General features: G+C 51.5%; 19 protein-coding genes and 7 tRNA genes. 5 read left to right on the forward strand and 21 right to left on the reverse strand.

The genetic code is table 11. The features are described from left to right. Window positions 1–58: 58 nt before the first annotated feature. The 9 genes from gltL to miaB all read right to left on the reverse strand — a co-directional run bounded on the left by gltL (window position 59) and on the right by miaB (window position 9,323). On the reverse strand, window positions 59–784 hold the full coding sequence (gltL, locus tag N7268_RS11940; protein ID WP_198904950.1) for a glutamate/aspartate ABC transporter ATP-binding protein GltL: 726 nt from the start codon (window positions 782–784) through the stop codon (window positions 59–61). Further along, window positions 784–1,458, reverse strand: coding sequence for a glutamate/aspartate ABC transporter permease GltK (gene gltK, locus N7268_RS11945; RefSeq protein ID WP_260863098.1), 675 nt, complete (start codon window positions 1,456–1,458; stop codon window positions 784–786). Before gltK ends, gltL begins: the two co-directional genes overlap by 1 nt. Next, window positions 1,458–2,198, reverse strand: a complete 741-nt coding sequence (gene gltJ / locus N7268_RS11950) for a glutamate/aspartate ABC transporter permease GltJ (RefSeq protein WP_260863099.1) — start codon at window positions 2,196–2,198, stop codon at window positions 1,458–1,460. The genes gltK and gltJ overlap by 1 nt, the downstream gene beginning before the upstream one ends. Before the next feature lie 161 nt (window positions 2,199–2,359). Next, on the reverse strand, window positions 2,360–3,268 hold the full coding sequence (gene gltI / locus N7268_RS11955) for an amino acid ABC transporter substrate-binding protein (RefSeq protein WP_198904947.1): 909 nt from the start codon (window positions 3,266–3,268) through the stop codon (window positions 2,360–2,362). A gap of 400 nt (window positions 3,269–3,668) precedes the next feature. Next, window positions 3,669–5,207: an apolipoprotein N-acyltransferase gene (gene lnt / locus N7268_RS11960; RefSeq protein ID WP_260863100.1), complete on the reverse strand. Its 1,539-nt coding sequence runs from the start codon at window positions 5,205–5,207 to the stop codon at window positions 3,669–3,671. A gap of 24 nt (window positions 5,208–5,231) precedes the next feature. Beyond that, window positions 5,232–6,110 carry a CNNM family magnesium/cobalt transport protein CorC gene (corC, locus tag N7268_RS11965; protein ID WP_005121418.1) on the reverse strand — a complete coding sequence of 293 codons (879 nt, stop codon included), beginning with the start codon at window positions 6,108–6,110 and terminating at the stop codon, window positions 5,232–5,234. 98 nt (window positions 6,111–6,208) lie between these two features. Next, window positions 6,209–6,676, reverse strand: coding sequence for an rRNA maturation RNase YbeY (gene ybeY, locus N7268_RS11970; RefSeq protein WP_198904945.1), 468 nt, complete (start codon window positions 6,674–6,676; stop codon window positions 6,209–6,211). Beyond that, a complete protein-coding gene (locus N7268_RS11975; protein ID WP_260863101.1) occupies window positions 6,673–7,719 on the reverse strand; it encodes a PhoH family protein in 1,047 nt (348 codons plus the stop codon). Before N7268_RS11975 ends, ybeY begins: the two co-directional genes overlap by 4 nt. Window positions 7,720–7,892: 173 nt before the next feature. Then, on the reverse strand, window positions 7,893–9,323 hold the full coding sequence (miaB, locus tag N7268_RS11980; protein ID WP_198904943.1) for a tRNA (N6-isopentenyl adenosine(37)-C2)-methylthiotransferase MiaB: 1,431 nt from the start codon (window positions 9,321–9,323) through the stop codon (window positions 7,893–7,895). Window positions 9,324–9,468: 145 nt separating this feature from the next. Here miaB and ubiF point away from each other — a divergent pair, with 145 nt between their 5' ends. Further along, window positions 9,469–10,644 carry a 3-demethoxyubiquinol 3-hydroxylase gene (ubiF, locus tag N7268_RS11985; RefSeq protein ID WP_260863102.1) on the forward strand — a complete coding sequence of 392 codons (1,176 nt, stop codon included), beginning with the start codon at window positions 9,469–9,471 and terminating at the stop codon, window positions 10,642–10,644. 105 nt (window positions 10,645–10,749) lie between these two features. On the opposite strand, the gene N7268_RS11990 is transcribed toward ubiF, so the two are convergent. The 12 genes from N7268_RS11990 to nagB all read right to left on the reverse strand — a co-directional run bounded on the left by N7268_RS11990 (window position 10,750) and on the right by nagB (window position 17,651). After that, window positions 10,750–10,824: transfer RNA gene (locus N7268_RS11990), tRNA-Gln, on the reverse strand. A gap of 36 nt (window positions 10,825–10,860) precedes the next feature. Further along, a tRNA-Gln gene (locus tag N7268_RS11995) sits at window positions 10,861–10,935 on the reverse strand. Between the two features lie 44 nt (window positions 10,936–10,979). Further along, window positions 10,980–11,056, reverse strand: a tRNA-Met gene (locus N7268_RS12000). 21 nt (window positions 11,057–11,077) lie between these two features. Beyond that, window positions 11,078–11,152 (reverse strand) — tRNA-Gln (locus N7268_RS12005). Between the two features lie 37 nt (window positions 11,153–11,189). Further along, window positions 11,190–11,264: transfer RNA gene (locus N7268_RS12010), tRNA-Gln, on the reverse strand. 23 nt (window positions 11,265–11,287) lie between these two features. Next, window positions 11,288–11,372: transfer RNA gene (locus tag N7268_RS12015), tRNA-Leu, on the reverse strand. 9 nt (window positions 11,373–11,381) lie between these two features. Continuing rightward, window positions 11,382–11,458, reverse strand: a tRNA-Met gene (locus N7268_RS12020). A gap of 224 nt (window positions 11,459–11,682) precedes the next feature. Beyond that, window positions 11,683–13,347, reverse strand: a complete 1,665-nt coding sequence (gene asnB, locus N7268_RS12025) for an asparagine synthase B (RefSeq protein ID WP_260863103.1) — start codon at window positions 13,345–13,347, stop codon at window positions 11,683–11,685. Between the two features lie 254 nt (window positions 13,348–13,601). Beyond that, a complete protein-coding gene (nagD, locus tag N7268_RS12030) occupies window positions 13,602–14,354 on the reverse strand; it encodes a ribonucleotide monophosphatase NagD (RefSeq protein WP_260863104.1) in 753 nt (250 codons plus the stop codon). Window positions 14,355–14,411: 57 nt separating this feature from the next. Beyond that, entirely contained in the window at window positions 14,412–15,632 is a 1,221-nt protein-coding gene (locus tag N7268_RS12035) for an N-acetylglucosamine repressor (protein WP_260863105.1), read from the reverse strand. Between the two features lie 8 nt (window positions 15,633–15,640). After that, window positions 15,641–16,789, reverse strand: a complete 1,149-nt coding sequence (nagA, locus tag N7268_RS12040; RefSeq protein WP_198904939.1) for an N-acetylglucosamine-6-phosphate deacetylase — start codon at window positions 16,787–16,789, stop codon at window positions 15,641–15,643. Between the two features lie 61 nt (window positions 16,790–16,850). Next, complete coding sequence (gene nagB / locus N7268_RS12045) at window positions 16,851–17,651, reverse strand: glucosamine-6-phosphate deaminase (protein ID WP_003022803.1); 801 nt, start codon at window positions 17,649–17,651, stop codon at window positions 16,851–16,853. A gap of 344 nt (window positions 17,652–17,995) precedes the next feature. Here nagB and nagE point away from each other — a divergent pair, with 344 nt between their 5' ends. From nagE to chiQ, 4 genes are all read left to right on the forward strand, one after another. Beyond that, complete coding sequence (gene nagE, locus N7268_RS12050; protein WP_260863106.1) at window positions 17,996–19,945, forward strand: PTS N-acetyl glucosamine transporter subunit IIABC; 1,950 nt, start codon at window positions 17,996–17,998, stop codon at window positions 19,943–19,945. A 198-nt stretch (window positions 19,946–20,143) separates the two neighbouring features. After that, window positions 20,144–21,811 (forward strand): glutamine--tRNA ligase, encoded by a 1,668-nt coding sequence (glnS, locus tag N7268_RS12055; RefSeq protein ID WP_198904937.1) that lies wholly within the window; start codon window positions 20,144–20,146, stop codon window positions 21,809–21,811. Between the two features lie 434 nt (window positions 21,812–22,245). Beyond that, on the forward strand, window positions 22,246–23,652 hold the full coding sequence (gene chiP / locus N7268_RS12060; protein ID WP_260863107.1) for a chitoporin ChiP: 1,407 nt from the start codon (window positions 22,246–22,248) through the stop codon (window positions 23,650–23,652). Between the two features lie 49 nt (window positions 23,653–23,701). Then, window positions 23,702–24,034: a ChiQ/YbfN family lipoprotein gene (gene chiQ / locus N7268_RS12065; RefSeq protein ID WP_260863108.1), complete on the forward strand. Its 333-nt coding sequence runs from the start codon at window positions 23,702–23,704 to the stop codon at window positions 24,032–24,034. Window positions 24,035–24,108: the final 74 nt, after the last annotated feature.

Genomic DNA, 24,108 nt, shown 5'->3' on the forward strand with positions numbered 1-24,108 from the left:
GAGATGCGAAGAGATAAAGCGTGAGATGGCGCGCACTCTGATGTGCGCGCCGACAGAATTAATGCAGAATTTTAGCGAGGAAGTCTTTTGCGCGGTCTGATTTCGGATTGGCGAAAAACTCTTCTTTTGCTGAGTCTTCAACAATCTTCCCTTCGTCCATAAAGATGACCCGATTCGCCACTTTACGTGCGAAGCCCATTTCATGAGTGACCACCATCATGGTCATCCCTTCATGAGCCAACTCAACCATGACGTCGAGTACTTCGTTGATCATTTCAGGATCGAGCGCCGACGTAGGTTCGTCAAACAGCATGGCGATAGGATCCATACACAATGCCCGGGCGATGGCGACACGCTGTTGCTGACCACCGGAGAGCTGAGCCGGAAATTTTTCGGCATGTGCTGCCAGACCGACGCGTTCAAGCAGTTTTTGCGCTTTTTCGCGGGCAGGGGCTTTATCCCGCTTCAGCACTTTTACCTGCGCCAGCGTCAGGTTCTCAATGATCGACAGATGCGGAAACAGTTCGAAGTGTTGGAAAACCATACCAACGCGCGAACGCAGCTTTGCCAGATCCGTTTTTTTGTCATTCACGACGGTGCCGTCAACGGTGATCACACCTTGTTGAACCGGCTCCAGCCCGTTTACCGTTTTGATAAGCGTGGATTTACCGGAACCAGACGGGCCGCAGACGACCACCACTTCACCTTTTTTCACTTCCGTGGAGCAGTCGGTCAGCACCTGAAAGTGACCATACCATTTAGAAACATTTTTCAGGGTAATCATTAAACTGTCCTTTTCTTCAAATAGCTGACCAACAACGATGCGCTCAGACTGAATACAAAATAGACGGCGCCGGCAAACAGGATCATTTCGACCTGTGTACCATCACGCTCGCCAATGGTGGAGGCGGTACGGAAGAAATCTGCCAGACTCAATACATAGACCAGTGAGGTATCCTGGAACAGGACGATGCCCTGGGTCAGTAGCAGCGGGACCATGGCGCGGAATGCCTGAGGCAATATGATGAGCTTCATCGACTGCCAGTGGGTCATACCTAACGCCAGCGCGGCGCTGGATTGCCCGCGGGAAATACTCTGGATACCCGCACGGATAATCTCGGAATAATAGGCGGCTTCAAACATCGAAAACGCGACCATCGCGGAGATAAGGCGAATATCCGTTTTGGGTGACAGACCCAGCACGTTCTGCAGGAAGCCGGGCACGATCAGGTAGAACCACAGCAGTACCATGACCAGTGGAATCGAGCGGAATACGTTGACGTAGATTTTCGCAAACCAGGCAATCGGCGCGAAACTTGAGAGGCGCATTACCGCCAGCAAGGTTCCCCAGATAATACCGATGATGACTGCGGTGACGGTAATTTTCAGCGTAATGACCAGTCCATCCAGCAGGTACGGCAGGGAAGGAACAATTGAACTCCAGTCAAAATCGTACATTATTTGCCTCCCATATTGCCAGGCAGGCGGACTTTACGTTCGACGAGATTCATCACCAGCATAATGATGGCGTTAATCAACACGTAGGCCAGAGTAATGGCCGTAAACGATTCCCATGCGTGGGCTGAATAATCCAGCAGTTTCCCTGCCTGTGCGGCCATATCGACCAGACCGATGGTCGAGGCGATGGCGGAGTTTTTCACCAGGTTCATCATTTCTGATGTCATTGGCGGGACGATCACGCGATAGGCGTTAGGCAGCAGTACATAGCGATAAGCCTGCGGCAGCGTGAGCCCCATCGCCAGCGCCGCGTTTTTCTGCCCGCGAGGCAGTGACTGAATCGCGGCCCGAACCTGCTCACAAACGCGTGCGGCGGTAAACAGCCCCAGGCAGAGCATCGATGAGAGGAAGAATTGGATATTAGGATCCAGCTCTGCCTTGAACCACATCCCAATATTTTCCGGCAGCAGTTCGGGGATCACCAGATACCAGGTGAAAAATTGTACGATCAGCGGAACGTTACGAAACAGTTCAACGTACAGTGTGCCGATCCCGGAAAGGAAACGGTTAGGTACGGTACGTAGAATGCCAAACAAAGAACCGATCAGAAAAGCGATAATCCAGGCGGTAATGGATAACGCGACAGTGACCTGGAAACCGCTCCAGAGCCAGCCGAGATAGGTGGTGTTGCCGAACGGGGCTTGTTGTAAAAAAATACCCCAGTTCCAGTCTATAGACATAAATCTACTCCAGAAAAAAAAGGGTAGCAGCGCTACCCTCGAAGATTGTTATTCAGCGTTTTTCGGTTTTCGAGCCTGATGGGGAACGACCATCAGGCTTATAGTCTGTCCGTGCTGAAAACAATCGAGAGGGCAAGGTAAACTCGCCCCATTTATTTTAGTTAGTTAAGTGCTTTGTCATTCGGTTCTTTGAACAGGGCTTTCATCTCGTCTGACAGCTCGAAATTCATGTTCAGGTTTTTCGGTGGAATTGGATTCTTAAACCACTTATCAAACCATTTTTCTGCTTCACCGGAGGTTTGCGCCTTGGCAATGGTGTCATCCATCAGCTTTTTGAATTCAGCATCGTCTTTACGCAGCATACAGCCGTAAGCTTCCTGAGATTGCGGCTTGCCGACGATCTCCCAGTTGTCCGGTTTCTTCGCTTTCGCGCGCTCACCCGCCAGCAGGGCATCATCCATCATAAAGGCGACTGCACGGCCGCTTTCCAGTGTACGGAAAGAGTCACCATGGTCTTTCGCGCTGATGATACGCATATCCATTTTTTGTTCTTCATTCAACTTGTGCAGCAGGACTTCAGAGGTTGTCCCGGAAGTCACGACGACAGCTTTCCCTTTCAGGTCAGGGAAATCTTTAATGTCGCCACCTTTTTTCGCCAGCAGACGCGTGCCTACAACGAAAATGGTGTCGGAGAAAGCGGCTTGTTTCTGGCGCTCAACGTTGTTGGTAGTAGAACCACACTCAAAGTCGAACGTCCCGTTTTGCAACAGGGGAATACGGTTTTGGGAGGTAATCGGAATCAGTTTCACTTGCAGGTCAGGCTTGTTGAGCTTTTTCTTCACCGCTTCAACAATCGCGTTGGAGTAATCCTGTGAATAACCGACTACTTTTTGCTGGTTATCGTAGTAAGAAAACGGTACCGATGATTCGCGGTGCCCGACGACGATCACGCCATTTTTTGCGATCTTGTCCAGTGTACTCCCTGCAGCAGGTGCAGCATCTTCTGCATGCGCCAGACCGGCAGACATACCCATGACCAGCATGGCAGTGGCGAGCTTACGTAATTGCATATCCAACTCCTTTATCGTCTGCGCCAGGGACGCATTGATACCCATTGTGATGTTGTTATTGTTTGTGACTTAAACGTGCAGTCTTGTATGTGTTTGTTAACATTTAGTCTGGATGAATGTAAAGATTTTGCTGTGTTATTGTTTATTTTTGCGAAGTGCGCCGCACCATTTGAGGGCAAAAATAGGTTGTTGCACTCATCGGGTGCTACCTGAGCTCAACTTTGGTGCGACCAGGTTGCACATTCATCCAGATTGCCGTTTATGCCATATAACAAAGCAATAGGCGTGCCAGAATAGGAAGGAGAGTCGGGGTATTTGTCGGTCGGAACAGTGCTAGCGGGGAAAGGGGGAAGTCGCCGGATAGCGACGCATAAGCGCCTTATCCGGCTGACAAGCGGTTTTACTGACGACGCTGGCGCAGACTCATTACGACCGCGCCAAAGCCAAACAGGGCGGTGAGCAGCCATAGCGGCCAGTTGCCGGTACGGGCATAAGGCGTGAGACCGGTGGTCGGGGTCACGCTGGTGGTCAACACCTGACGGGTAAACTGCGGGATCATGGCCTGAACGTCACCCTGCGGACCAATCACCGCCGTAATGCCATTATTGGTGCTGCGCAGTAACGGACGAGCCAGCTCGAGTGAACGCATACGCGCCATCTGGAAGTGCTGCCATGGACCGATGGATTTACCAAACCATGCATCGTTGGAGATAGTCAGTAAATAGTCGGTATCCGGGCGGAAGTTATCCCGCACCTGTTCGCCAAGAATAATTTCATAGCAGATTGCCGCAGTCAGTTTAAAGCCATGTGCCTGTAATTGAGGCTGGACATAAGGCCCACGGCTGAACGACGACATCGGTAGGTCAAAGAACGGCGCTAAAGGACGCAGGATCGATTCCAGCGGAACAAACTCACCGAACGGTACAAGATGGTTTTTGTTGTAGCGATTGGATGAGTCGTAGCTGTATGGACTGTCTTTGCCCAGCGTGATGATGGTGTTGTAGGTATCGTAACGATTCTGCTTATTGAGCCGGGCGTCAACAATACCGGTAATCAGTGTGCTGTTTTTGGATCTTAACAGGTCGTCCATCATGCTCAGGAAACGTTGCTGATTAATTTCCAGATCCGGAATTGCGGACTCAGGCCAGATAATCAGCTGTGATTTCCCCATCTCCGGCTGCGTGGCATCGAGATAGATCTTCAACGTATTGAGCAATTGACCCTCATCCCACTTCAGTGACTGCGGAATGTCGCCCTGCACCATGGAGACTTGAGTCGTTTTTTCCGGCTCCAGCGTATACCACTGAATGTAGCGTAGCGGGAAGGGCAGAGCGAAAAGCACAACAGCCGCAACCAGGGGACGCCAGTTACGCGTGACGACTGCCAGTGCCAGCAGGCCGCTGACCATCATCAGCAGGAAATTGATCGCCTCAACACCCATTATCGGTGCCAGGCCTTTCAGCGGGCCGTCAATCTGGCTGTAGCCAAACTGAAGCCACGGGAAACCGGTCAACACCCAGCCGCGCAGGAACTCCGTTATCTGCCAGACAACCGGAGCGGCAATCGCCACTCTCAGCCAGGTGGTTTTCGGCCACAGGCGCGACAGGATCCCTGCAAACAGGCCGGTGTAGAGTGAGAGGTATGCGGCAAGCAGCACCACGAGAAAAACGTTAACGGGGCCCGGCATACCGCCAAATTGCGCGATGCTGACATAGACCCAGTTGATGCCAGAGCCAAAAAGCCCCAGACCCCAGAAGTAGCCAATAGCGGCAGACTGGAGCGGGCGGCGGTTGAGGGTAAGAGCCTGCAGACCCATCAGCGACACAATCGCTGCAGGCCAGATGTCATACGGAGAAAAAGCCAGCGTCCCGCAGGCACCGAATAATAACGCCAGCAGCAGGCGAATGCGCTGGCGTTCAATTAATGGGGCAAATGCCATGTAGTCTTTGATCCAGTATCGGGTTTATTCGTCCAGTTTGGGCTGGGGTGAGTCGTCCGGAATTCTGACATGAACCTGAATAATACGACGGCTGTCGGCCATTGCCACTTTGAACTGGTAACCATCAATGTCGATGGTCTCGCCGCGCGCCGGCAGATGACCAAAGGCCTGCATAACCAGCCCGCCAATGGTATCAACTTCTTCATCGCTGAAGTGGGTACCGAACGCGTCGTTGAAGTCTTCAATCGGCGCGAGCGCACGTATGGTCCAGGTGTGGCGACTCAGCTGACGGAAATCAATATCGTCTTCTTCGTCGTATTCATCTTCAATTTCACCGACGATCAGTTCAAGGATGTCTTCAATGGTCACCAGACCAGAAACACCGCCGAACTCGTCAATGACGATAGCCATATGATAACGCTGAGAGCGGAACTCTTTCAGCATGCGGTCAACACGCTTACTCTCAGGTACGACAACCGCCTGGCGTAACACTTTTTCCATGCTGAAGGCTTCGGCATCGCTGCGCATAAACGGCAGCAGATCTTTGGCCATCAGAATCCCTTCAATGTGATCTTTGTCCTCGCTGATCACCGGGAAACGCGAGTGTGCTGACTCGATGATGACATCAAGGCATTCATCAAGTGTCTGGTTGCGTTTCAGGGTAATCATCTGGGAGCGGGGGATCATGATGTCGCGAACGCGTTGGTCCGCAATATCCATTACCCCTTCGAGCATATCGCGCGTATCTTCATCGATAAGGTCGTTTTGCCCGGAATCACGGATCAGCTCCAACAGTTCGTCGCGGTTTTTAGGCTCACCGTGGAAAAGTTGGCTCAGTAACAGGGAAAAAAATCCCTTTTTGCTGTTTAAGGTGTCACTACTGTGTGAATTGTCGTCGCTCATGGCGTCGTATGGGTTCTCATGTTAGTTAATATAAAGCGCGTCGAGCATAGTTTCTGCGTCAGACGGCAACAACAACCGCCGGGCGTCAGCCCGGCAGCTTACTCTTTCTCGGCAATGTACGGATCCTCATAGCCCAGAGCAAGCATAATCTCTGTTTCAAGGGATTCCATCTCTTCCGCTTCGTCATCTTCGATATGGTCGTAGCCCAGCAAATGCAGGCTGCCGTGCACCACCATATGCGCCCAGTGAGCCTCCAGCGGTTTGCCTTGCTCCTGTGCTTCTTTCTCCACCACCTGACGACAGATGATCAGGTCGCCCAGCAGCGGCATTTCAATGCCCGGAGGCGCTTCAAACGGGAAAGAAAGCACGTTAGTTGATTTGTCTTTCCCACGATAGGTCAGGTTCAGTTCGTGACTCTCGGCGTCATCGACCAGGCGAATAGTCACTTCTGACTCTTCCTGGAACTGTGGGATCACGGCATCCAGCCATGCCTGAAATTGACTTTCTTGCGGTAAGCCGGATTCATTTTCACATGCCAGCTGTAAATCGAGGATAACCTGACTCATTTTTGTTCCTGTTCCTGAGCGTCGCGCTTACGTTCTGCTGCCAACTCGGCTTTGCGTTTTTGTTCTGCTTCTTCCCAGGCCTCATATGCCGTCACGATACGGGCAACCACCGGATGGCGCACCACATCTTCGCTATGGAAGAAATTAAAGCTAATCTCGTCAACTTCAGCCAGCACTTCGATGGCGTGACGCAGCCCGGACTTGGTGCTGCGCGGCAGGTCAATCTGGGTGATGTCGCCGGTGATAACGGCTTTGGAGTTAAAACCGATACGGGTCAGGAACATTTTCATCTGTTCAATGGTGGTGTTCTGACTCTCATCAAGAATGATAAACGCATCGTTCAGCGTGCGACCGCGCATATAGGCCAGCGGCGCAACTTCAATGACGTTACGTTCAATCAGTTTCTCGACCTTCTCGAAACCGAGCATTTCGAACAGAGCGTCATACAGAGGACGCAAATAAGGATCGACCTTCTGGCTCAGATCGCCTGGCAGAAACCCCAGTTTCTCACCGGCTTCAACGGCCGGGCGGGTCAGCAGAATACGGCGAATTTCCTGACGCTCAAGCGCATCTACCGCAGCGGCAACGGCAAGGTATGTTTTACCTGTGCCCGCAGGACCCACACCGAAGGTGATATCGTGATCGAGAATATTGGCAATATACTGTGCCTGATTCGGCGTACGCGGTTTGATAACCCCGCGCTTGGTTTTAATGTTCACCGCTTTACCAAATTCAGGCACGCTGTCTGCGCTCTGTTCAAGAACACGCGCTTCTTTAATCGCAAGGTGAATTTGCTCTGGCTCAATGTCCTGCGTCTGGCCGCGCATCGGCGCAGTATCGACATAGAGACTGCGTAAGATATCCGCTGCAGCAGTGACACAAATCGGGCGACCGGTCAGTTTAAAGTGGTTATCGCGGCGGTTAATTTCGATGCCGAGGCGACGTTCCAGCTGTTTGATGTTGTCATCAAACGGACCGCAAAGGCTCAACAAACGAGCATTATCTGCGGGTTCAAGGGTGATTTCGCGAGTGTCTATGTTCAAACCGTTCCTCTTCTGCATGTCTCGCCGGACGTTGAACATTTACCGGCATATAAGGAAATTATTCACGCCACGGGGAAAAGGCGCAAGCATTGCAATCAAGATGGGGTCGAAGAGAAGAAATACAAGGCTCACCCCAGTCACATCGTTATCTCTGTGACTGGGGGCTTTGAGAATTAAGGCTGGTAAATACCGACGCCAAGATCGTTTTCTTTACGGGTACGAGCAATAACGGATTCCGGGCTTTCTGCGATTCGCAGTCCCATTTCGTCTTCGGTACGTACCACTTTACCGCGCAGGGAGTTGGTCCAGACGTCGGTAATTTCAACGTCGACGAACTTGCCGATCATTTCCGGGGTGCCTTCAAAGTTCACCACACGGTTATTTTCGGTGCGACCAGACAGCTCCATAATGCTTTTACGGGACGTACCTTCAACCAGAATACGCTGAGTCGTGCCAAGCATGCGGCGACTCCAGGCCATCGCCTGCTGGTTGATGCGCTCTTGCAGGATGTACAGACGCTGTTTTTTCTCCTCTTCCGGCACATCATCAACCATATCGGCGGCAGGAGTACCAGGACGCGCAGAGAAGATAAAGCTGTAGCTCATATCAAAATTGACGTCCGCAATCAGCTTCATGGTCTGCTCGAAATCCTGCGTGGTTTCGCCAGGGAAACCGACGATGAAGTCAGAGCTAATCTGGATATCCGGACGCGCCGCGCGCAGTTTACGGATGATGGCTTTGTATTCCAGCGCCGTATGGGTGCGTCCCATCAGGTTCAGTACGCGATCCGAACCACTCTGTACCGGGAGGTGCAGGAAGCTCACCAGTTCCGGTGTATCACGGTAGACTTCAACGATATCATCGGTGAATTCGATTGGGTGGCTGGTGGTGAAACGGATACGGTCAATGCCGTCGATCGCGGCAACCAGACGTAACAGATCGGCAAACGAACCGAGTGTGCCGTCGTAGTTTTCGCCACGCCAGGCGTTAACGTTTTGCCCCAACAGGTTCACTTCACGAACCCCTTGCGCAGCAAGTTGGGCGATTTCGAACAGGATATCATCCGCCGGACGGCTGACTTCTTCACCGCGGGTATAGGGCACCACGCAGTAAGTGCAGTACTTGTTACAGCCTTCCATGATAGAAACAAACGCGCTTGGACCTTCGGCACGCGGTTCCGGCAGACGGTCGAATTTTTCGATTTCCGGGAAGCTGATATCAACCACCGGGCTACGGGTATTGCTACCGCGTACTTTGTTGATCATCTCCGGCAGACGATGCAGGGTTTGTGGCCCAAAAATAATATCGACATAGTGCGCACGTTGGCGAATGTGATCACCTTCCTGAGAGGCAACACAACCGCCGACACCGATGATGAGTTCGGGATTTTTCTCTTTCAGCAGCTTCCAGCGGCCTAATTGATGGAAGACCTTTTCCTGAGCCTTCTCGCGGATTGAGCAGGTATTCAGCAGCAGCACATCCGCTTCTTCCGCCACGTCGGTCAATTCATATCCGTGTGTGGCATCCAGCAGATCGGCCATCTTCGATGAATCGTATTCGTTCATCTGACAGCCCCAGGTTTTAATATGGAGTTTTTTGGTCATCGACTTGCTCTTGCGAAATTGTGGCTGAAATGCAGGGCGCATAGTGTACTGCTTTGGCGCGGTTGTGACCAGTATGACGGATGTCAGCCTCAAGGGGTAAAAAATCCTGTAAACTTACACAATACATGTAACAGGATGATTGACCATGACAAATCAACCAACGGAAATTGCCATTGTCGGCGGGGGGATGGTCGGCGGCGCGCTGGCGCTTGGATTAGCGCAGCATGGCTTTGCGGTGACGGTAATTGAACACGCCGTTCCTGCGCCGTTTGTGGCTGATGGCCAGCCCGATGTGCGTATTTCGGCCATTAGCTCCGCATCGGTGTCGTTGCTGAAGGGGCTGGGTGTCTGGGATGCGGTACAGGGCATGCGTAGTCATCCGTACCGTCGGCTGGAGACCTGGGAGTGGGAAAATGCCCATGTGGTGTTTGATGCAGCCGAGCTCAAGCTGCCATTGCTGGGCTATATGGTGGAAAACAACGTCCTGCAACAGGCACTTTGGCAGGCACTGGAAACGCACCCTAAAGTGACGTTACGTGTACCGGCGTCGCTGATTGCTTTGCACCGACACCATGACCGCCATGAACTTGAGCTGGCGGGCGGTGAGCGGATCACCGCAAAACTGGTCATCGGCGCCGATGGTGCGAATTCCCAGGTGCGTCAGATGGCCGGAATTGGCATCCACGCCTGGCAGTATGCGCAATCCTGTATGTTGATAACGGTACAATGCGAGAACTCACCGGGCGACAGTACGTGGCAGCAGTTTACCCCTGATGGCCCGCGCGCATTCTTACCGCTGTTTGATCACTGGGCGTCGCTGGTGTGGTACGACACTCCGGCACGGATCCGCCAGCTACAAAGTCTTGGTATGCCGCAGTTACAAGCAGAGATCGCCAAACACTTCCCGAAACGGCTTGGCCAGGTGACGCCGGTGGTAGCGGGTGCGTTCCCTCTTACTCGTCGCCATGCTTTACAGTATGTGCAGCCGGGACTGGCACTGGTGGGCGACGCCGCGCATACCATTCATCCGCTGGCGGGGCAGGGCGTTAACCTGGGCTATCGCGATGTCGATGCGCTGATTGACGTGCTGGTCAACGCCCGCAGCTACGGTGAAGCCTGGAGCAGCCAACAGGTACTGAAGCGTTATCAGAACCGCCGTATGACCGATAACTTTATTATGCAGAGTGGAATGGATCTGTTTTATGCGGGATTCAGTAACAACCTGCAGCCGTTACGTATTATGCGTAACCTTGGGTTGATGGCGGCAGAGCGAGCCGGGGTTTTGAAACGTCAGGCGTTGAAATATGCGTTAGGATTGTAATGTTTGTGCGGGTCTACGGTGAGTTGCGTAGGCCCGATAAACGTCATGTCATCAGGGAGTAAACGCAGAAAAGCAAAAAGCTCGCCGAAGCGAGCTTTTCTTATATGGCTGGGGTACGAGGATTCGAACCTCGGAATGCTGGTATCAGAAACCAGAGCCTTACCGCTTGGCGATACCCCAACGGGTGCACCCACAATGTGGACGTCTTTTTGAAATTGGCTGGGGTACGAGGATTCGAACCTCGGAATGCTGGTATCAGAAACCAGAGCCTTACCGCTTGGCGATACCCCAACAATTTTTTGGATTTACCGAATTAAATCGATATGTCCTTAATATGGTGGCTACGACGGGATTCGAACCTGTGACCCCATCATTATGAGTGATGTGCTCTAACCAGCTGAGCTACGTAGCCAGATACTATCATATTCTTCGATGGCTGGGGTACCTGGATTCGAACCAGGGAATGCCGGTATCAAAAACCGGTGCCTTACCGCTTGGCGATACCCCAATGACCGTGGCGGTTAACCGCTATATCGAAGAAAATATGGCTGGGGTACCTGGATTCGAACCAGGGAATGCCGGTATCAAAAACCGGTGCCTTACCGCTTGGCGATACCCCATCCGTGCAACGCTTGTCGGTGAATGGTGCGGGAGGCGAGACTTGAACTCGCACACCTTGCGGCGCCAGAACCTAAATCTGGTGCGTCTACCAATTTCGCCACTCCCGCAAAAAAAGATGGTGGCTACGACGGGATTCGAACCTGTGACCCCATCATTATGAGTGATGTGCTCTAACCAGCTGAGCTACGTAGCCATCTTTTTTTTCGCGTTACCTTATCGGCGTTGCGGGGCGCATTATGCGTATTGAGCCTTGAAGCGTCAACCCCTTTTTCATTGAAAATAGCTGGAATGTGACTGTTTGGTTAGGTTGCGAACAGCATGACGCAATATTCGGCAATTATTAGTTATTAATTGTTTTTTTGCTTGTTAAATCGACATAAAAAAGAGCCCCGAAAGGCTCTTTTTTTGATGAACAATTTACTTATAGGCTGACTGGTGCACGCCTACCGCACGACCTGACGGATCGTTCATGGTTTTGAACGCTTCGTCCCATTCTATCGCTTTTGCGGAAGAACAGGCGACTGATGGGCCGCCAGGGACGCATTCGGCCGCGCTTGCTACCGGGAACAGTTCTTCGAAAATTTCACGGTACAAATACGCTTCTTTAGAGGATGGCGTGTTGTACGGGAAGCGGAAGCTGGCCGTTTCCAGTTGTTGATCGGAAACTTGTTCAGCGGCCACTTCTTTCAGGGTATCGATCCAGCTGTAGCCGACACCGTCAGAGAACTGTTCTTTCTGACGCCATGCGACGCTGGCGGGCAGATAGGATTCAAAACATTCGCGCAGGACATGTTTTTCCATTTTGCCGTTGCCACACATTTTGTCCTGCGGGTTGATACGCATTGCCACATCAAGGAATTTCTTATCCAGGAAAGGAACGCGGGCTTCCACGCCCCAGGCGGACATCGCTTTGTTCGCACGGGCACAGTCAAACATATGCAGCGCTTGCAGCTTACGCACGGTTTCCTCATGCAACTCTTTCGCGTCTGGCGCTTTATGGAAGTAGAGATAGCCACCAAAGACTTCGTCTGAACCTTCGCCAGAGAGCACCATTTTAATGCCCATCGCTTTGATCTTACGGGACATTAAATACATCGGGGTAGAGGCGCGAATGGTTGTGACATCGTAGGTCTCAATGTGATAAATCACATCGCGGATAGCATCCAGACCTTCCTGCACGGTGAAGTGAATCTCGTGGTGCACGGTACCAAGGTGGTTTGCGACCTCTTGCGCGGCTTTCAGATCCGGGGCGCCTTCCAGACCCACAGCGAAGGAGTGCAACTGAGGCCACCAGGCTTCGCTGCGCTCCTGATCTTCAACGCGTCGCGCCGCATACTTTTTGGTGATGGCGGAAATGACAGAAGAGTCCAGACCGCCGGACAGCAGCACGCCGTAAGGCACATCTGACATCAGGTGGCTTTTCACGGAGTCTTCCAGCGCCTGACGCAGTTCGTTTTTATCCGTCACATTGTCTTTTACCGCATCGTATTCAAACCAGTCGCGCTGATAGTACTGACGAATTTCGCCGTCTTTGCTCCACAGGTAGCTACCGGCCGGGAATTCTTTAATGGTGCGGCAAACCGGGACCAGGGCTTTCATTTCAGAGGCAACGTAGAGGTTACCGTGTTCGTCATAGCCCATATAAAGTGGGATGATCCCGATATGATCGCGACCAATCAGATAAGCGTCCTGTTCGCTGTCGTACAAAGCAAAGGCGAACATACCCTGCAGATCGTCAAGGAATTCCGGTCCTTTTTCCTGGTACAGCGCGAGGATAACTTCGCAATCAGACCCGGTCTGGAACTGGTAGCGGTCACCGTATTCGGCGCGTAACGCCTGATGGTTATAAATCTCACCGTTAACGGCCAGAATATGTGTCTTCTTCACGTTGTACAGCGGTTGGGCACCGGCGTTGACGTCAACAATCGACAGACGCTCATGCGCCAGAATCGCGTTATCACAGGCGTAAATACCTGACCAGTCCGGGCCGCGATGGCGCATCAGGCGGGACAATTCCAGGGCTTTTTTACGCAGTTCAACTGCGTCTGTTTTAATATCGAATACGCCAAAAATAGAACACATAACCTTCTCCGTTAACCTGTTGCGTGATGCTTTTTATGTTTGCTTGATAAAGAAAATGCCGCAAAGCCGCAGGGGGCGCAAGGATTTTGGTGTGCTGAAAGTGAAAAACTCAATGATGATTGTTGAATGATGAAAAAAGATTACGTAGTAAGCGTATTTATTGACGAATTTTCAGTAAAGCGGTGATTTTATTGAATGGAGTGATTTTGTGTGCCGGATAACGCGTCATACGCTGCTCTCCGGCACAGAATGGCTTAGATAACATCTATCTCGGCAACAGAAGGGTAGATCCAGCTAGGGCGGAACGGCATGCTGTCGATATCGTCAAGCGTAGATACGCCAGACAGTACCAGGATAGTTTCCAGACCAGCCTGGAAACCTGCCAGGATATCAGTACGCAGGTTGTCACCGACAATTACAGTCTCTTCAGAATGCGCCTGCATTTTGTTGAGCGCCGCACGGATAATCCATGGGCTCGGCTTACCGACATAAAACGGCTTACGGCCCGAGATCTTTTCAATACCAGCGCACAGCGCGCCACAGGCAGGATAAAAACCGCGGCCGTGTGTATCCGGGTTAGTCGCGATAAAACGTGCGCCATTGGCCACGAAGTACGCCGCTTTATGCATCATGTCCCAGTTGTAGGAGCGCGTTTCACCGACAATCACAAAATCGGGGTTAACGTCGGTGATAGTAAAGCCTGCTTTATACAGTTCGTGGATCAGCGCGCCTTCACCGACGACATAGGCTTTTTTCCCTTCCTGGCGTCGCAGAAAATCAGCGGTGGCCATGGCGGAAGTATAAAAGACGCTATCGGGGACATTCACCCCGGCAGTCGCAAAGCGGTTCGCCAGATCCTGCCCGGTCTGCGAAGGATAGTTAGTCAGCAGGACTAACGGCAGGCCTTTTTCCAGGATACTGGTCAGGAATTCTGCCGCACCCGGTACGGCAACATTGTCGTGCATGAGCACGCCGTCGATATCACAAATTACATTCTTGATGGTCATGAACTACCCAGGGAATTAGTCAGAAGTCTGATAGTAATCCGATACTATATGAGAGCATTAATTTTCCAGCAAACGTTGCAGCAACGTACCGTTGAGCATTGCGCGCTTCACCAGGGCAAATGCGCCAATGGCGGAGCGGTGGTCCAGCGTGGAACGAACCACAGGCAAATTATGGCGAAACGCCTTCAGTGCCTGGGTATTAATGCAGCTTTCTATTGCCGGTAGCAGCACTTTATCGGCTTCCGTAATCTCACCGGCAATGACAACTTTTTGTGGGTTAAACAAGTTGATGGCGATGGCGATGGTTTTACCCAGATGGCGCCCCACATGCTCAATAACTTCCGCTGCCAGGCTGTCACCTTTATTGGCCGCCTTACAGATCGCTTTGATGCTGCAATCATCCAGCGTCAGTCGGCTTGGATAGCCTTGCTTGAGTAAGTTCTGTACGCGATGCTCGATGGACGCATTCGCCGCAATGGTCTCCAGGCAGCCAAAATTACCGCAGTGGCATCGTTCACCCAGCGGCTCAACCTGAATATGGCCAATTTCACCCACGTTGCCGTTACGACCAATGAAAATACGGCCATTTGAGATAATCCCGGCTCCGGTCCCGCGATGGACGCGCACCAGAATGGAGTCTTCACAATCCTGGCTTGCACCGAAATAGTGCTCTGCAAGGGCCAGACTGCGGATATCGTGACCTACAAAACAGGTCACCTGAAAACGTTTTTCCAGTGCGTCCACCAGCCCCCAGTTTTCAACCTGAATATGGGGCATATAGCGAATGACACCGCTTTCAGGGTCAACGAGGCCTGGCAAAATGACGGAAATGGCAATCAGCTCACGAATTTTCCGCTGGCAGCTTTCAATAAATGTGGCAATCGTATTGAGCAGCGCATATTCCAGCGTTTCCTGCGTACGTTCCGGGAGCGGATAATGCTCTTCAGCGACGACTTTACTGCTCATATCATAGAGTGTGAGCGTGGTGTCGTGGCGACCAAGGCGAACGCCGATTGCGTGGAAATTGCGGGTTTCGGTGACGATAGAGATAGCGCGGCGGCCCCCGGTGGAGGCCTGCTGATCCACTTCTTTGATCAGCCCGCGTTCAATAAGCTGGCGCGTAATTTTGGTTACGCTGGCGGGAGCAAGTTGGCTCTGCTCGGCAATCTGAATTCGCGAGATTGGCCCATGCTGGTCAATCAGGCGATAAACTGCCGCGCTGTTAAGCTGTTTTACGAGATCAACATTACCTATTTGAGCTTGTCCGCCTGGTGTCATTCTTTCTCTTACTCAGTAACGACCTCGTTGCCATTAACGATGGTCTTGATAATTTTAAAGTCGTGCGTGAACGCGGTGAGGTTGGCCACTTTGCCAGACGCGATGCTGCCGAACTGTTTGTCGACGCCGATTGCACGAGCGGGGTAGAGCGTTGCCATACGCAGGACTTCATCCAGTGCGATACCGCAATGTTCAACCAGATTACGGACGCCTTCGATCATGGTTAATGACGAACCGCTCAGCGTACCGTTCTCATCTACACACAGCCCATTGCGGTAGTATATTGTTTTACCAGCAAAAATGAACTGTTCAATGTTGGCACCTGCCGGTGCAGTCGCGTCGGTAACCAGGCACAGTTTGTCGCCTTTCAGGCGTTTTGCGTTACGGATGTTAACGTAATCAACGTGCATGCCATCGGCGATAATGCCGCAATAAATATCGGCCTCATCAAGGATTGCCCCTGCCAGCCCCGGTTCGCGGCCAGTGATATAAGGCATGGCGTTGAACAGATGCGTCGCAAAGGAGATCCCTGCGCGGAATCCAATTTTGGCTTCTTTCGCCGTCGCATTTGAGTGACCGGCTGAAACCACGATACCCGCATTCACCAGTTTGGTGATCACTTCTACCGGAACCATTTCTGGGGCCAGTGTCACTTTGGTGATAACGTCTGCATTATCGCACAGGAAATCGACCAGCGCAGCGTCAGGCTGACGGACAAATCCCGGATTATGGGTACCTTTTTTCACCAGATTAAGCCACGGACCTTCAAGATGCAGTCCTAATGCCTGATTCGGGTGTTTTGCCAGGTATTCGCGCATTACGCGAACGCCTTGTTTCATCAGGTCATCGCTGGTGGTGATAAGCGTTGGCAGATAGTTGGTGCAGCCCGATTTCTCATTGGCTTGCTGCATGATTTCCAGCGTTTCAACGGTGACGGCTTCTGCCGTATCGTTAAATTGTACGCCGCCGCAGCCGTTTAACTGCACATCAATAAAACCGGGGGAGACAATGGCCCCATTCAGTGAGCGTTGTTCAATCCCTGACGGCAATTCAGCCAGTGGGCAAACGCTGTCGATCAGGCCATTGGCGACAACAATCGCATGGTCATCAAGAATTTCGTGACCGGTATAAATCCGGCCCTGGGTTAAAGCATACATTCCGACCCCCGATTTCAAAAAAATGCCGCCCTGCGAGTGATTCGGCAGAGCGGAGACATCATTACAGACCTTTAATATTTTCCGCTTCTAACTCGTTAAAGTATTTCAGCGTCTTAACTTTCAGTTCCATTGTGGAAGGTTCATCGCAGACCACGACAGCTTTCGGATGCAGCTGCAGGCAGCTGATAGTCCACATGTGGTTAACGTTACCTTCAACGGCAGCTTGCAGCGCCTGTGCTTTCTGGTGACCCAGAACCAGGATCATCACTTCTTCAGCATCCAGCAGCGTACCCACGCCTACGGTCAGCGCGTATTTAGGCACCTGGCTTACGTCGCCATCAAAGAAACGTGAGTTAGCGACACGGGTGTCATGAGTCAGCGTTTTGATACGAGTACGGGAAGCCAGAGAAGAGGCAGGTTCGTTGAACGCGATGTGTCCGTCGTTACCTACGCCACCCATAAACAGGTGGATTTTACCGTAAGAACGGATTTTTTCTTCATACTGACGGCATTCTGCATCGATATCCGGCGCGTTACCATTGAGGAGATTGATGTTTTCTGCTGGAATATCAACGTGATCAAAGAAATTGCGATGCATGAAGCTATGGTAGCTTTCCGGGTGTTCTTTTGGAAGGCCAACATATTCGTCCATATTAAACGTCACAACATGTTTAAAGCTAACCTGGCCCGCTTTGTGCATTTCGACTAATGCTTTATAGGCTGTCAGAGGCGTACCGCCGGTTGGCAGGCCAAGAACAAACGGACGATCTGCCGTTGGTTTGAATGCGTTAATACGGTTAACGATATGGCGAGCAGCCCATTTGCCGACTTGTTCAGCGGTATTCAGGGGGATCAGTCTCATTCTTCACCTCAAAAGTATATGTAAGCCATTGGCGGATTGAGTCGCTGTGCAGTCTTAAGCGTAACCTGGTTTTGCATCGGTAAGGATCAATCCGTTTCGATTTTTTGAATGATAAAATAAGTTTTCGTACTTAGCCAGTGGAAGGGAGGGTTAATAACGATATTTGGTGATTGGAATCACAAAAAACATGCTTTTAATTTGCGATACGAATTAATTTTTCACACACTCTGAAAGTAGATGAATGGTTAATGTCGTTGTTCCAGAATCTGTTGTTGTTAGAAATGGTCGCACAATAAAAATATGGCTTCAAAGAAGCCTAATCGGGGTCTCGTAGGGGGAATAAAATGAATATTTTAGGTTTTTTCCAGCGACTGGGTAGGGCGTTACAGCTCCCCATCGCTGTGCTGCCAGTCGCGGCACTGTTGCTGCGATTCGGCCAACCAGATCTGCTTAACGTAGCCTTTATCGCGCAAGCGGGTGGGGCCATTTTTGATAACCTCGCTCTGATTTTTGCTATCGGTGTGGCATCCAGCTGGTCTAAAGACAGCGCAGGTGCGGCCGCCCTGGCGGGTGCAGTCGGTTATTTCATATTGACCAAAGCAATGGTGACCATTAACCCAGCGATCAATATGGGTGTGCTGGCAGGTATCATCACCGGTCTGGTCGGCGGTGCCGTGTACAACCGTTGGTCTGGTATCAAACTGCCTGACTTCCTGAGCTTCTTCGGCGGCAAACGCTTCGTGCCGATCGCCACTGGCTTCTTCTGCCTGGTGCTGGCTGCTATCTTCGGCTACGTGTGGCCGCCGGTGCAGAACGCCATCCATGCGGGTGGTGAGTGGATCGTAGGCGCTGGCGCGTTGGGTTCCGGTATCTTTGGTTTCATCAACCGTCTGCTGATCCCAACCGGTCTGCATCAGGTTCTGAACACCATCGCCTGGTTCCAGATTGGTGAATTCACTAACGCTGCAGGTACCGTATTCCACGGTGACATCAACCGCTTCTACGCGGGTGACGGCACTGCGGGTATGTTCATGTCTGGCTTCTTCCCGATCATGATGTTTGGTCTGCCGGGTGCAGCGCTGGCGATGTACTTCGCCGCTCCGAAAGCTCGTCGTCCGATGGTTGGCGGTATGCTGCTGTCCGTTGCGATCACGGCGTTCCTGACCGGTGTTACTGAGCCGCTGGAATTCCTGTTCATGTTCCTGGCTCCACTGCTGTACCTCCTGCACGCACTGTTAACGGGTATCAGCCTGTTCGTTGCAACACTGCTGGGTATCCATGCAGGCTTCTCCTTCTCCGCAGGTGCTATCGACTACGTGTTGATGTACAACCTGCCGGCAGCAAGCCAGAACGTCTGGATGCTGGTGGTGATGGGTCTGGTCTTCTTCGTTATCTACTTTGTGTTGTTCAGCGCGGTTATTCGTATGTTTAACCTGAAAACGCCGGGCCGCGAAGATAAAGACGACGATATCGTGACTGAAGAAGCCAACAGCAACACTGAAGAAGGTTTGGCGCAACTGGCAACCAACTACATTGCAGCGGTTGGCGGTACTGATAACCTGAAAGCGATTGATGCCTGTATCACTCGTCTGCGTCTGACCGTTGCCGACTCTGGTCGCGTAAACGATGCGATGTGTAAACGTTTAGGTGCATCTGGAGTCGTTAAGCTGAACAAGCAAACTATTCAGGTCATCGTGGGTGCGAAAGCCGAATCTATCGGCGACGAAATGAAGAAAGTTGTGGCTCGTGGTCCGGTTGCAGCGGCATCAACGGAAAGCGCGCCAGCAGCGGCGGCTCCGGTGTCAAAACCGCAGGCAGTAGCAAATGCGGCGACTGTTGAAGCGCTGGTTTCTCCGATTACCGGTGACGTGGTTGCGCTGGAGCAGGTTCCTGACGAAGCGTTCGCCAGCAAAGCGGTCGGTGACGGTGTGGCGGTGAAACCAACGGATAAAATCGTTGTTTCCCCGGCAGCGGGGACTATCGTGAAAATCTTCAACACTAACCATGCGTTCTGCCTGGAAACCGTGAAAGGCGCGGAAATCGTGGTCCATATGGGCATCGATACCGTCGCGCTGGAAGGTAAAGGCTTTAAGCGTCTGGTTGAAGAAGGCGCGGAAGTTACAGCAGGCCAACCGATTCTGGAAATGGACCTGGAGTACCTGAACGCCAACGCACGTTCCATGATTAGCCCGGTAGTTTGCAGCAACAGCGATGATTTCGGTGGTCTGGTCATTAAAGCCGAAGGTCATGTGGTTGCCGGTCAAACACCACTGTATGAAATTAAAGGCAAATAAATGCCTGTAAGCGGATAAGGCGTTAAGCGCCATCCGACAACATAAAGCGGCAGAGGGAAACCTCTGCCGCTTTTTTTTGCAGCAATTGCCCACATAATCTCTGTCTGATACGTATTTTGCGTAACTAAAGGTTGTCAGTCTGTCCGGCTTATAAGATCATACGCCGTTATACGTTGTTTACGCTTTGAGGAATCCACGATGAGTGAGGCTGAAGCCCGCCCGAGTAACTTTATTCGTCAGATCATCGATGAAGATCTGGCCAGTGGTAAGCACACCACTATCCATACCCGTTTTCCGCCGGAGCCAAATGGCTATCTGCACATTGGCCACGCGAAATCCATTTGTCTGAACTTTGGTATTGCGCAAGATTACCAGGGCCAGTGCAACCTGCGTTTTGATGATACGAACCCGGTAAAAGAAGATATCGAGTACGTTGAGTCGATTAAAAACGACGTTGAATGGTTAGGTTTTCACTGGACTGGTGACATTCGCTACTCTTCGGATTACTTCGACCAACTGCATGCTTATGCGGTTGAGCTCATCAACAAAGGTCTGGCATACGTCGATGAATTGTCTGCTGACGAAATCCGTGAATATCGCGGTACGCTGACTCAGCCAGGCAAAAACAGTCCGTTCCGCGATCGTAGTGTCGAAGAGAACCTTGCACTGTTCGAAAAAATGCGTGCCGGTGGCTTTGAAGAAGGTAAAGCCTGCCTGCGTGCGAAAATCGACATGGCTTCACCGTTTATCGTCATGCGCGATCCGGTGCTGTACCGCATCAAATTTGCTGAACACCATCAGACCGGTAACAAGTGGTGCATCTACCCGATGTACGACTTCACCCACTGCATCAGCGATGCGCTGGAAGGCATTACGCATTCACTGTGCACGCTGGAATTCCAGGACAACCGTCGCCTATACGATTGGGTGCTGGACAACATCACGATTCCGGTTCACCCGCGTCAGTACGAATTTTCGCGTCTGAATCTCGAATACACGGTGATGTCCAAACGTAAGCTGAATCTGCTGGTCACTGACAAGCACGTTGAAGGCTGGGATGATCCGCGTATGCCGACCATCTCGGGCCTGCGTCGTCGTGGTTACACGGCAGCCGCTATCCGTGAGTTCTGCAAACGCATCGGCGTGACCAAGCAGGACAACACCATTGAGATCGCTTCACTGGAATCCTGCATTCGTGAAGATCTGAACGAAAACGCGCCACGTGCGATGGCGGTTATCGATCCGGTGAAACTGGTTATCGAAAATTACCCGCAGGGTGAAAGCGAACGGGTCACCATGCCTAATCACCCGAACAAACCGGAAATGGGCAGCCGTGAAGTGCCGTTCAGCGGTGAAATCTGGATCGATCGCGCAGACTTCCGCGAAGAAGCGAACAAACAGTACAAGCGTCTGGTGATGGGCAAAGAAGTGCGCCTGCGTAATGCTTACGTGATCAAAGCTGAGCGTGTAGAGAAAGATGCAGAGGGTAATATCACCACTATTTTCTGCACCTACGATGCCGATACGTTAAGCAAAGATCCGGCCGATGGTCGTAAAGTTAAAGGCGTTATTCACTGGGTGAGCGCGGCTCATGCGCTGCCGATTGAAATCCGTCTGTATGACCGTCTGTTCAGTGTACCCAATCCGGGTGCGGCAGACGATTTCCTGTCCGTCATCAACCCTGAATCTCTGGTGATTCGCCAGGGTTACGGTGAACCGTCACTGCAGTCTGCCGTGGCTGGCAAAGCGTTCCAGTTCGAACGTGAAGGTTACTTCTGCCTCGACAGCCGCTATGCAACGGCTGACAAGCTGGTATTCAACCGTACCGTTGGCCTGCGTGATACGTGGGCGAAAGTGGGCGAATAAGCCGCAACACAGCCTTTCTAACGCCGCATTCTGCGGCGTTTTTTTTATCCCGTCTTTCTCAACTGGCTCTGTTTGCAGAGCGAATTAATTGTTATTCCGTCACGTTTACCAACATGCAGATTTTAAAATAATAATCTTGCACGATGAACGGGTTTGAAATGAAACCGATTTCATCTTTATGGAAAACAAGCCATTTTTGTAATTTTTCAACGCTTTTTTAGCACGGATTGCAAATGTAACAGAAAGCAATGAAATATGTGCGGTTGCTCATACTCTTACATTCTCGTTACAGAAAGAGATTGATAATTCGCGTCGCGAAAAATAGTCTATTCATTGTAGTCAGCGAGGTTTTTCTCAACGCTACTTTTTCATTTTTATTTTTTTCGCTGTTTTCCTTTGGTAACAGCAATTTATACGTCAAAGAGGATTAACATATGCGTACGTTCAGTGGCAAACGTAGTACGCTGGCGCTGGCTATCGCCGGTATCACAGCAATGTCAGGCTTAGTCGTAGTACCACAGGCGCAAGCCGAAGGCTTTATCGACGATTCTACATTAACCGGCGGCATCTATTACTGGCAGCGTGAGCGTGACCGTAAAGATGTGACCGATCATGACAAATACAAAACCAACCTTTCTCACTCGACCTGGAACGCGAATCTCGACTTCCAGTCCGGCTATGCGGCTGATATGTTTGGTCTTGATATCGCAGCATTTACCGCGATTGAAATGAACGAAAGTAGCGAAAGCGGTCATCCAAACGAAATCGCATTCTCTTCAAAAAATAAAGGCTATGACGAAGATTACTCCGGCGATAAGAGCGGGATAAGCCTTTATAAAGCGGCGGCAAAATTTAAATATGGCCCAACCTGGGCGCGCGCCGGTTATATTCAACCTACCGGGCAGACTCTGCTGGCTCCACACTGGAGCTTTATGCCAGGTACTTATCAGGGTGCTGAAGCCGGTGCTAACTTCGACTATGGTGATGCTGGTGCGCTGAGCTTCTCCTATATGTGGGCCAACGAATATAAAGCGCCATGGCACACTGAAGTCGATAAATTCTATCAGGCAGATAAAAAGACCAGCGTGGATTACCTCCACTCCATCGGCGCGAAATATGACTTCAAAAATAACCTGTTGCTGGAAGCGGCCTTTGGTCAGTCTGAAGGTTATGTTGATCAGTACTTCGCAAAAGCCAGCTACAAATTTGATTTAGGCGGTAACCCGTTTACCACCAGCTATCAGTTCTACGGCGCGCGTGACAAAGTTGATGACCGCACCGTCAACAATATTTATGACGGTACGGCCTGGTTGCAGGCGTTGACCTTCGGCTACAAAGTGGCGGAAGTGGTTGACCTGCGTCTGGAAGGTACCTGGGTTAAAGCAGACGGGCAACAGGGCTACTTCCTGCAGCGTATGACGCCGACGTATGCGTCTTCAAACGGTCGTCTGGACGTGTGGTGGGATAACCGTTCTGACTTCAACGCCAACGGTGAAAAAGCGGTCTTCTTCGGCGCAATGTATGACCTGAAGAACTGGAACCTGCCTGGCTGGGCAGTGGGTGCTTCTTACGTTTACGCATGGGATGCTAAGCCATCGACCTGGCAGCTCAACCCGGACGCCTATTACGACAAAAACCGTACCATCGAAGAGTCCTCTTACAGCCTGGATGCGGTCTACACCCTGCAGGACGGTCGTGCGAAGGGCACTATGTTTAAACTGCACTTCACACAGTACGACAACCATTCAGATATTCCGAGCTGGGGCGGTGGTTACGGCAACATCTTCCAGGATGAGCGTGACGTGAAGTTCATCGTTATCGCGCCGTTCACTATCTTCTAATGCCAATCGCGGCAGGCCGGGTGCCTGCCGCATCGTTGAGGACTGTTCAATGAAAAAACTGCTACTCATCGCCGTGATGGCATCAGGTCTTGTGGCGTGTGCGCAATCCACGGCGCCGAAAGAAGATAGCCGTCTTAAAGAAGCCTACAGTGCCTGTATTAATACCGCACAGGGTTCGCCGGAGAAAATCGAGGCCTGTCAGAGTGTGTTGAACGTGCTGAAGAAAGAAAAGCAGCACCAGCAATTTGCTAACGAAGAAAGTGTCCGCGTACTGGATTACCAGCAGTGTATTCAGGCGACGCGTACGGGCAACGATCAGGCTGTCACGGCTGACTGTGACAAAGTCTGGCAGGAAATTCGCAGCAAGAACGCGGCTCAATAAGGCTCGTCGATTGATCGCTTAAAAAGACTCGTGTGACAGCGGGTCTTTTTTTATGCGCATAAAAAAAGCCAACC

The organism is Citrobacter sp. Marseille-Q6884, assembly GCF_945906775.1.
In the GTDB taxonomy this organism is placed as follows: Bacteria; Pseudomonadota; Gammaproteobacteria; order Enterobacterales; family Enterobacteriaceae; genus Citrobacter.

What these genes read in the sequence shown, in the direction of transcription:
- gltL (WP_198904950.1), bottom strand. Translation starts at nt 784, where the DNA reads ATGATTACCCTGAAAAATGTTTCTAAATGGTATGGTCACTTTCAGGTG.
- gltK (WP_260863098.1), bottom strand. Translation starts at nt 1,458, where the DNA reads ATGTACGATTTTGACTGGAGTTCAATTGTTCCTTCCCTGCCGTACCTG.
- gltJ (WP_260863099.1), bottom strand. Translation starts at nt 2,198, where the DNA reads ATGTCTATAGACTGGAACTGGGGTATTTTTTTACAACAAGCCCCGTTC.
- gltI (WP_198904947.1), bottom strand. Translation starts at nt 3,268, where the DNA reads ATGCAATTACGTAAGCTCGCCACTGCCATGCTGGTCATGGGTATGTCT.
- lnt (WP_260863100.1), bottom strand. Translation starts at nt 5,207, where the DNA reads ATGGCATTTGCCCCATTAATTGAACGCCAGCGCATTCGCCTGCTGCTG.
- corC (WP_005121418.1), bottom strand. Translation starts at nt 6,110, where the DNA reads ATGAGCGACGACAATTCACACAGTAGTGACACCTTAAACAGCAAAAAG.
- ybeY (WP_198904945.1), bottom strand. Translation starts at nt 6,676, where the DNA reads ATGAGTCAGGTTATCCTCGATTTACAGCTGGCATGTGAAAATGAATCC.
- miaB (WP_198904943.1), bottom strand. Translation starts at nt 9,323, where the DNA reads ATGACCAAAAAACTCCATATTAAAACCTGGGGCTGTCAGATGAACGAA.
- ubiF (WP_260863102.1), top strand. Translation starts at nt 9,469, where the DNA reads ATGACAAATCAACCAACGGAAATTGCCATTGTCGGCGGGGGGATGGTC.
- asnB (WP_260863103.1), bottom strand. Translation starts at nt 13,347, where the DNA reads ATGTGTTCTATTTTTGGCGTATTCGATATTAAAACAGACGCAGTTGAA.
- nagD (WP_260863104.1), bottom strand. Translation starts at nt 14,354, where the DNA reads ATGACCATCAAGAATGTAATTTGTGATATCGACGGCGTGCTCATGCAC.
- N7268_RS12035 (WP_260863105.1), bottom strand. Translation starts at nt 15,632, where the DNA reads ATGACACCAGGCGGACAAGCTCAAATAGGTAATGTTGATCTCGTAAAA.
- nagA (WP_198904939.1), bottom strand. Translation starts at nt 16,789, where the DNA reads ATGTATGCTTTAACCCAGGGCCGGATTTATACCGGTCACGAAATTCTT.
- nagB (WP_003022803.1), bottom strand. Translation starts at nt 17,651, where the DNA reads ATGAGACTGATCCCCCTGAATACCGCTGAACAAGTCGGCAAATGGGCT.
- nagE (WP_260863106.1), top strand. Translation starts at nt 17,996, where the DNA reads ATGAATATTTTAGGTTTTTTCCAGCGACTGGGTAGGGCGTTACAGCTC.
- glnS (WP_198904937.1), top strand. Translation starts at nt 20,144, where the DNA reads ATGAGTGAGGCTGAAGCCCGCCCGAGTAACTTTATTCGTCAGATCATC.
- chiP (WP_260863107.1), top strand. Translation starts at nt 22,246, where the DNA reads ATGCGTACGTTCAGTGGCAAACGTAGTACGCTGGCGCTGGCTATCGCC.
- chiQ (WP_260863108.1), top strand. Translation starts at nt 23,702, where the DNA reads ATGAAAAAACTGCTACTCATCGCCGTGATGGCATCAGGTCTTGTGGCG.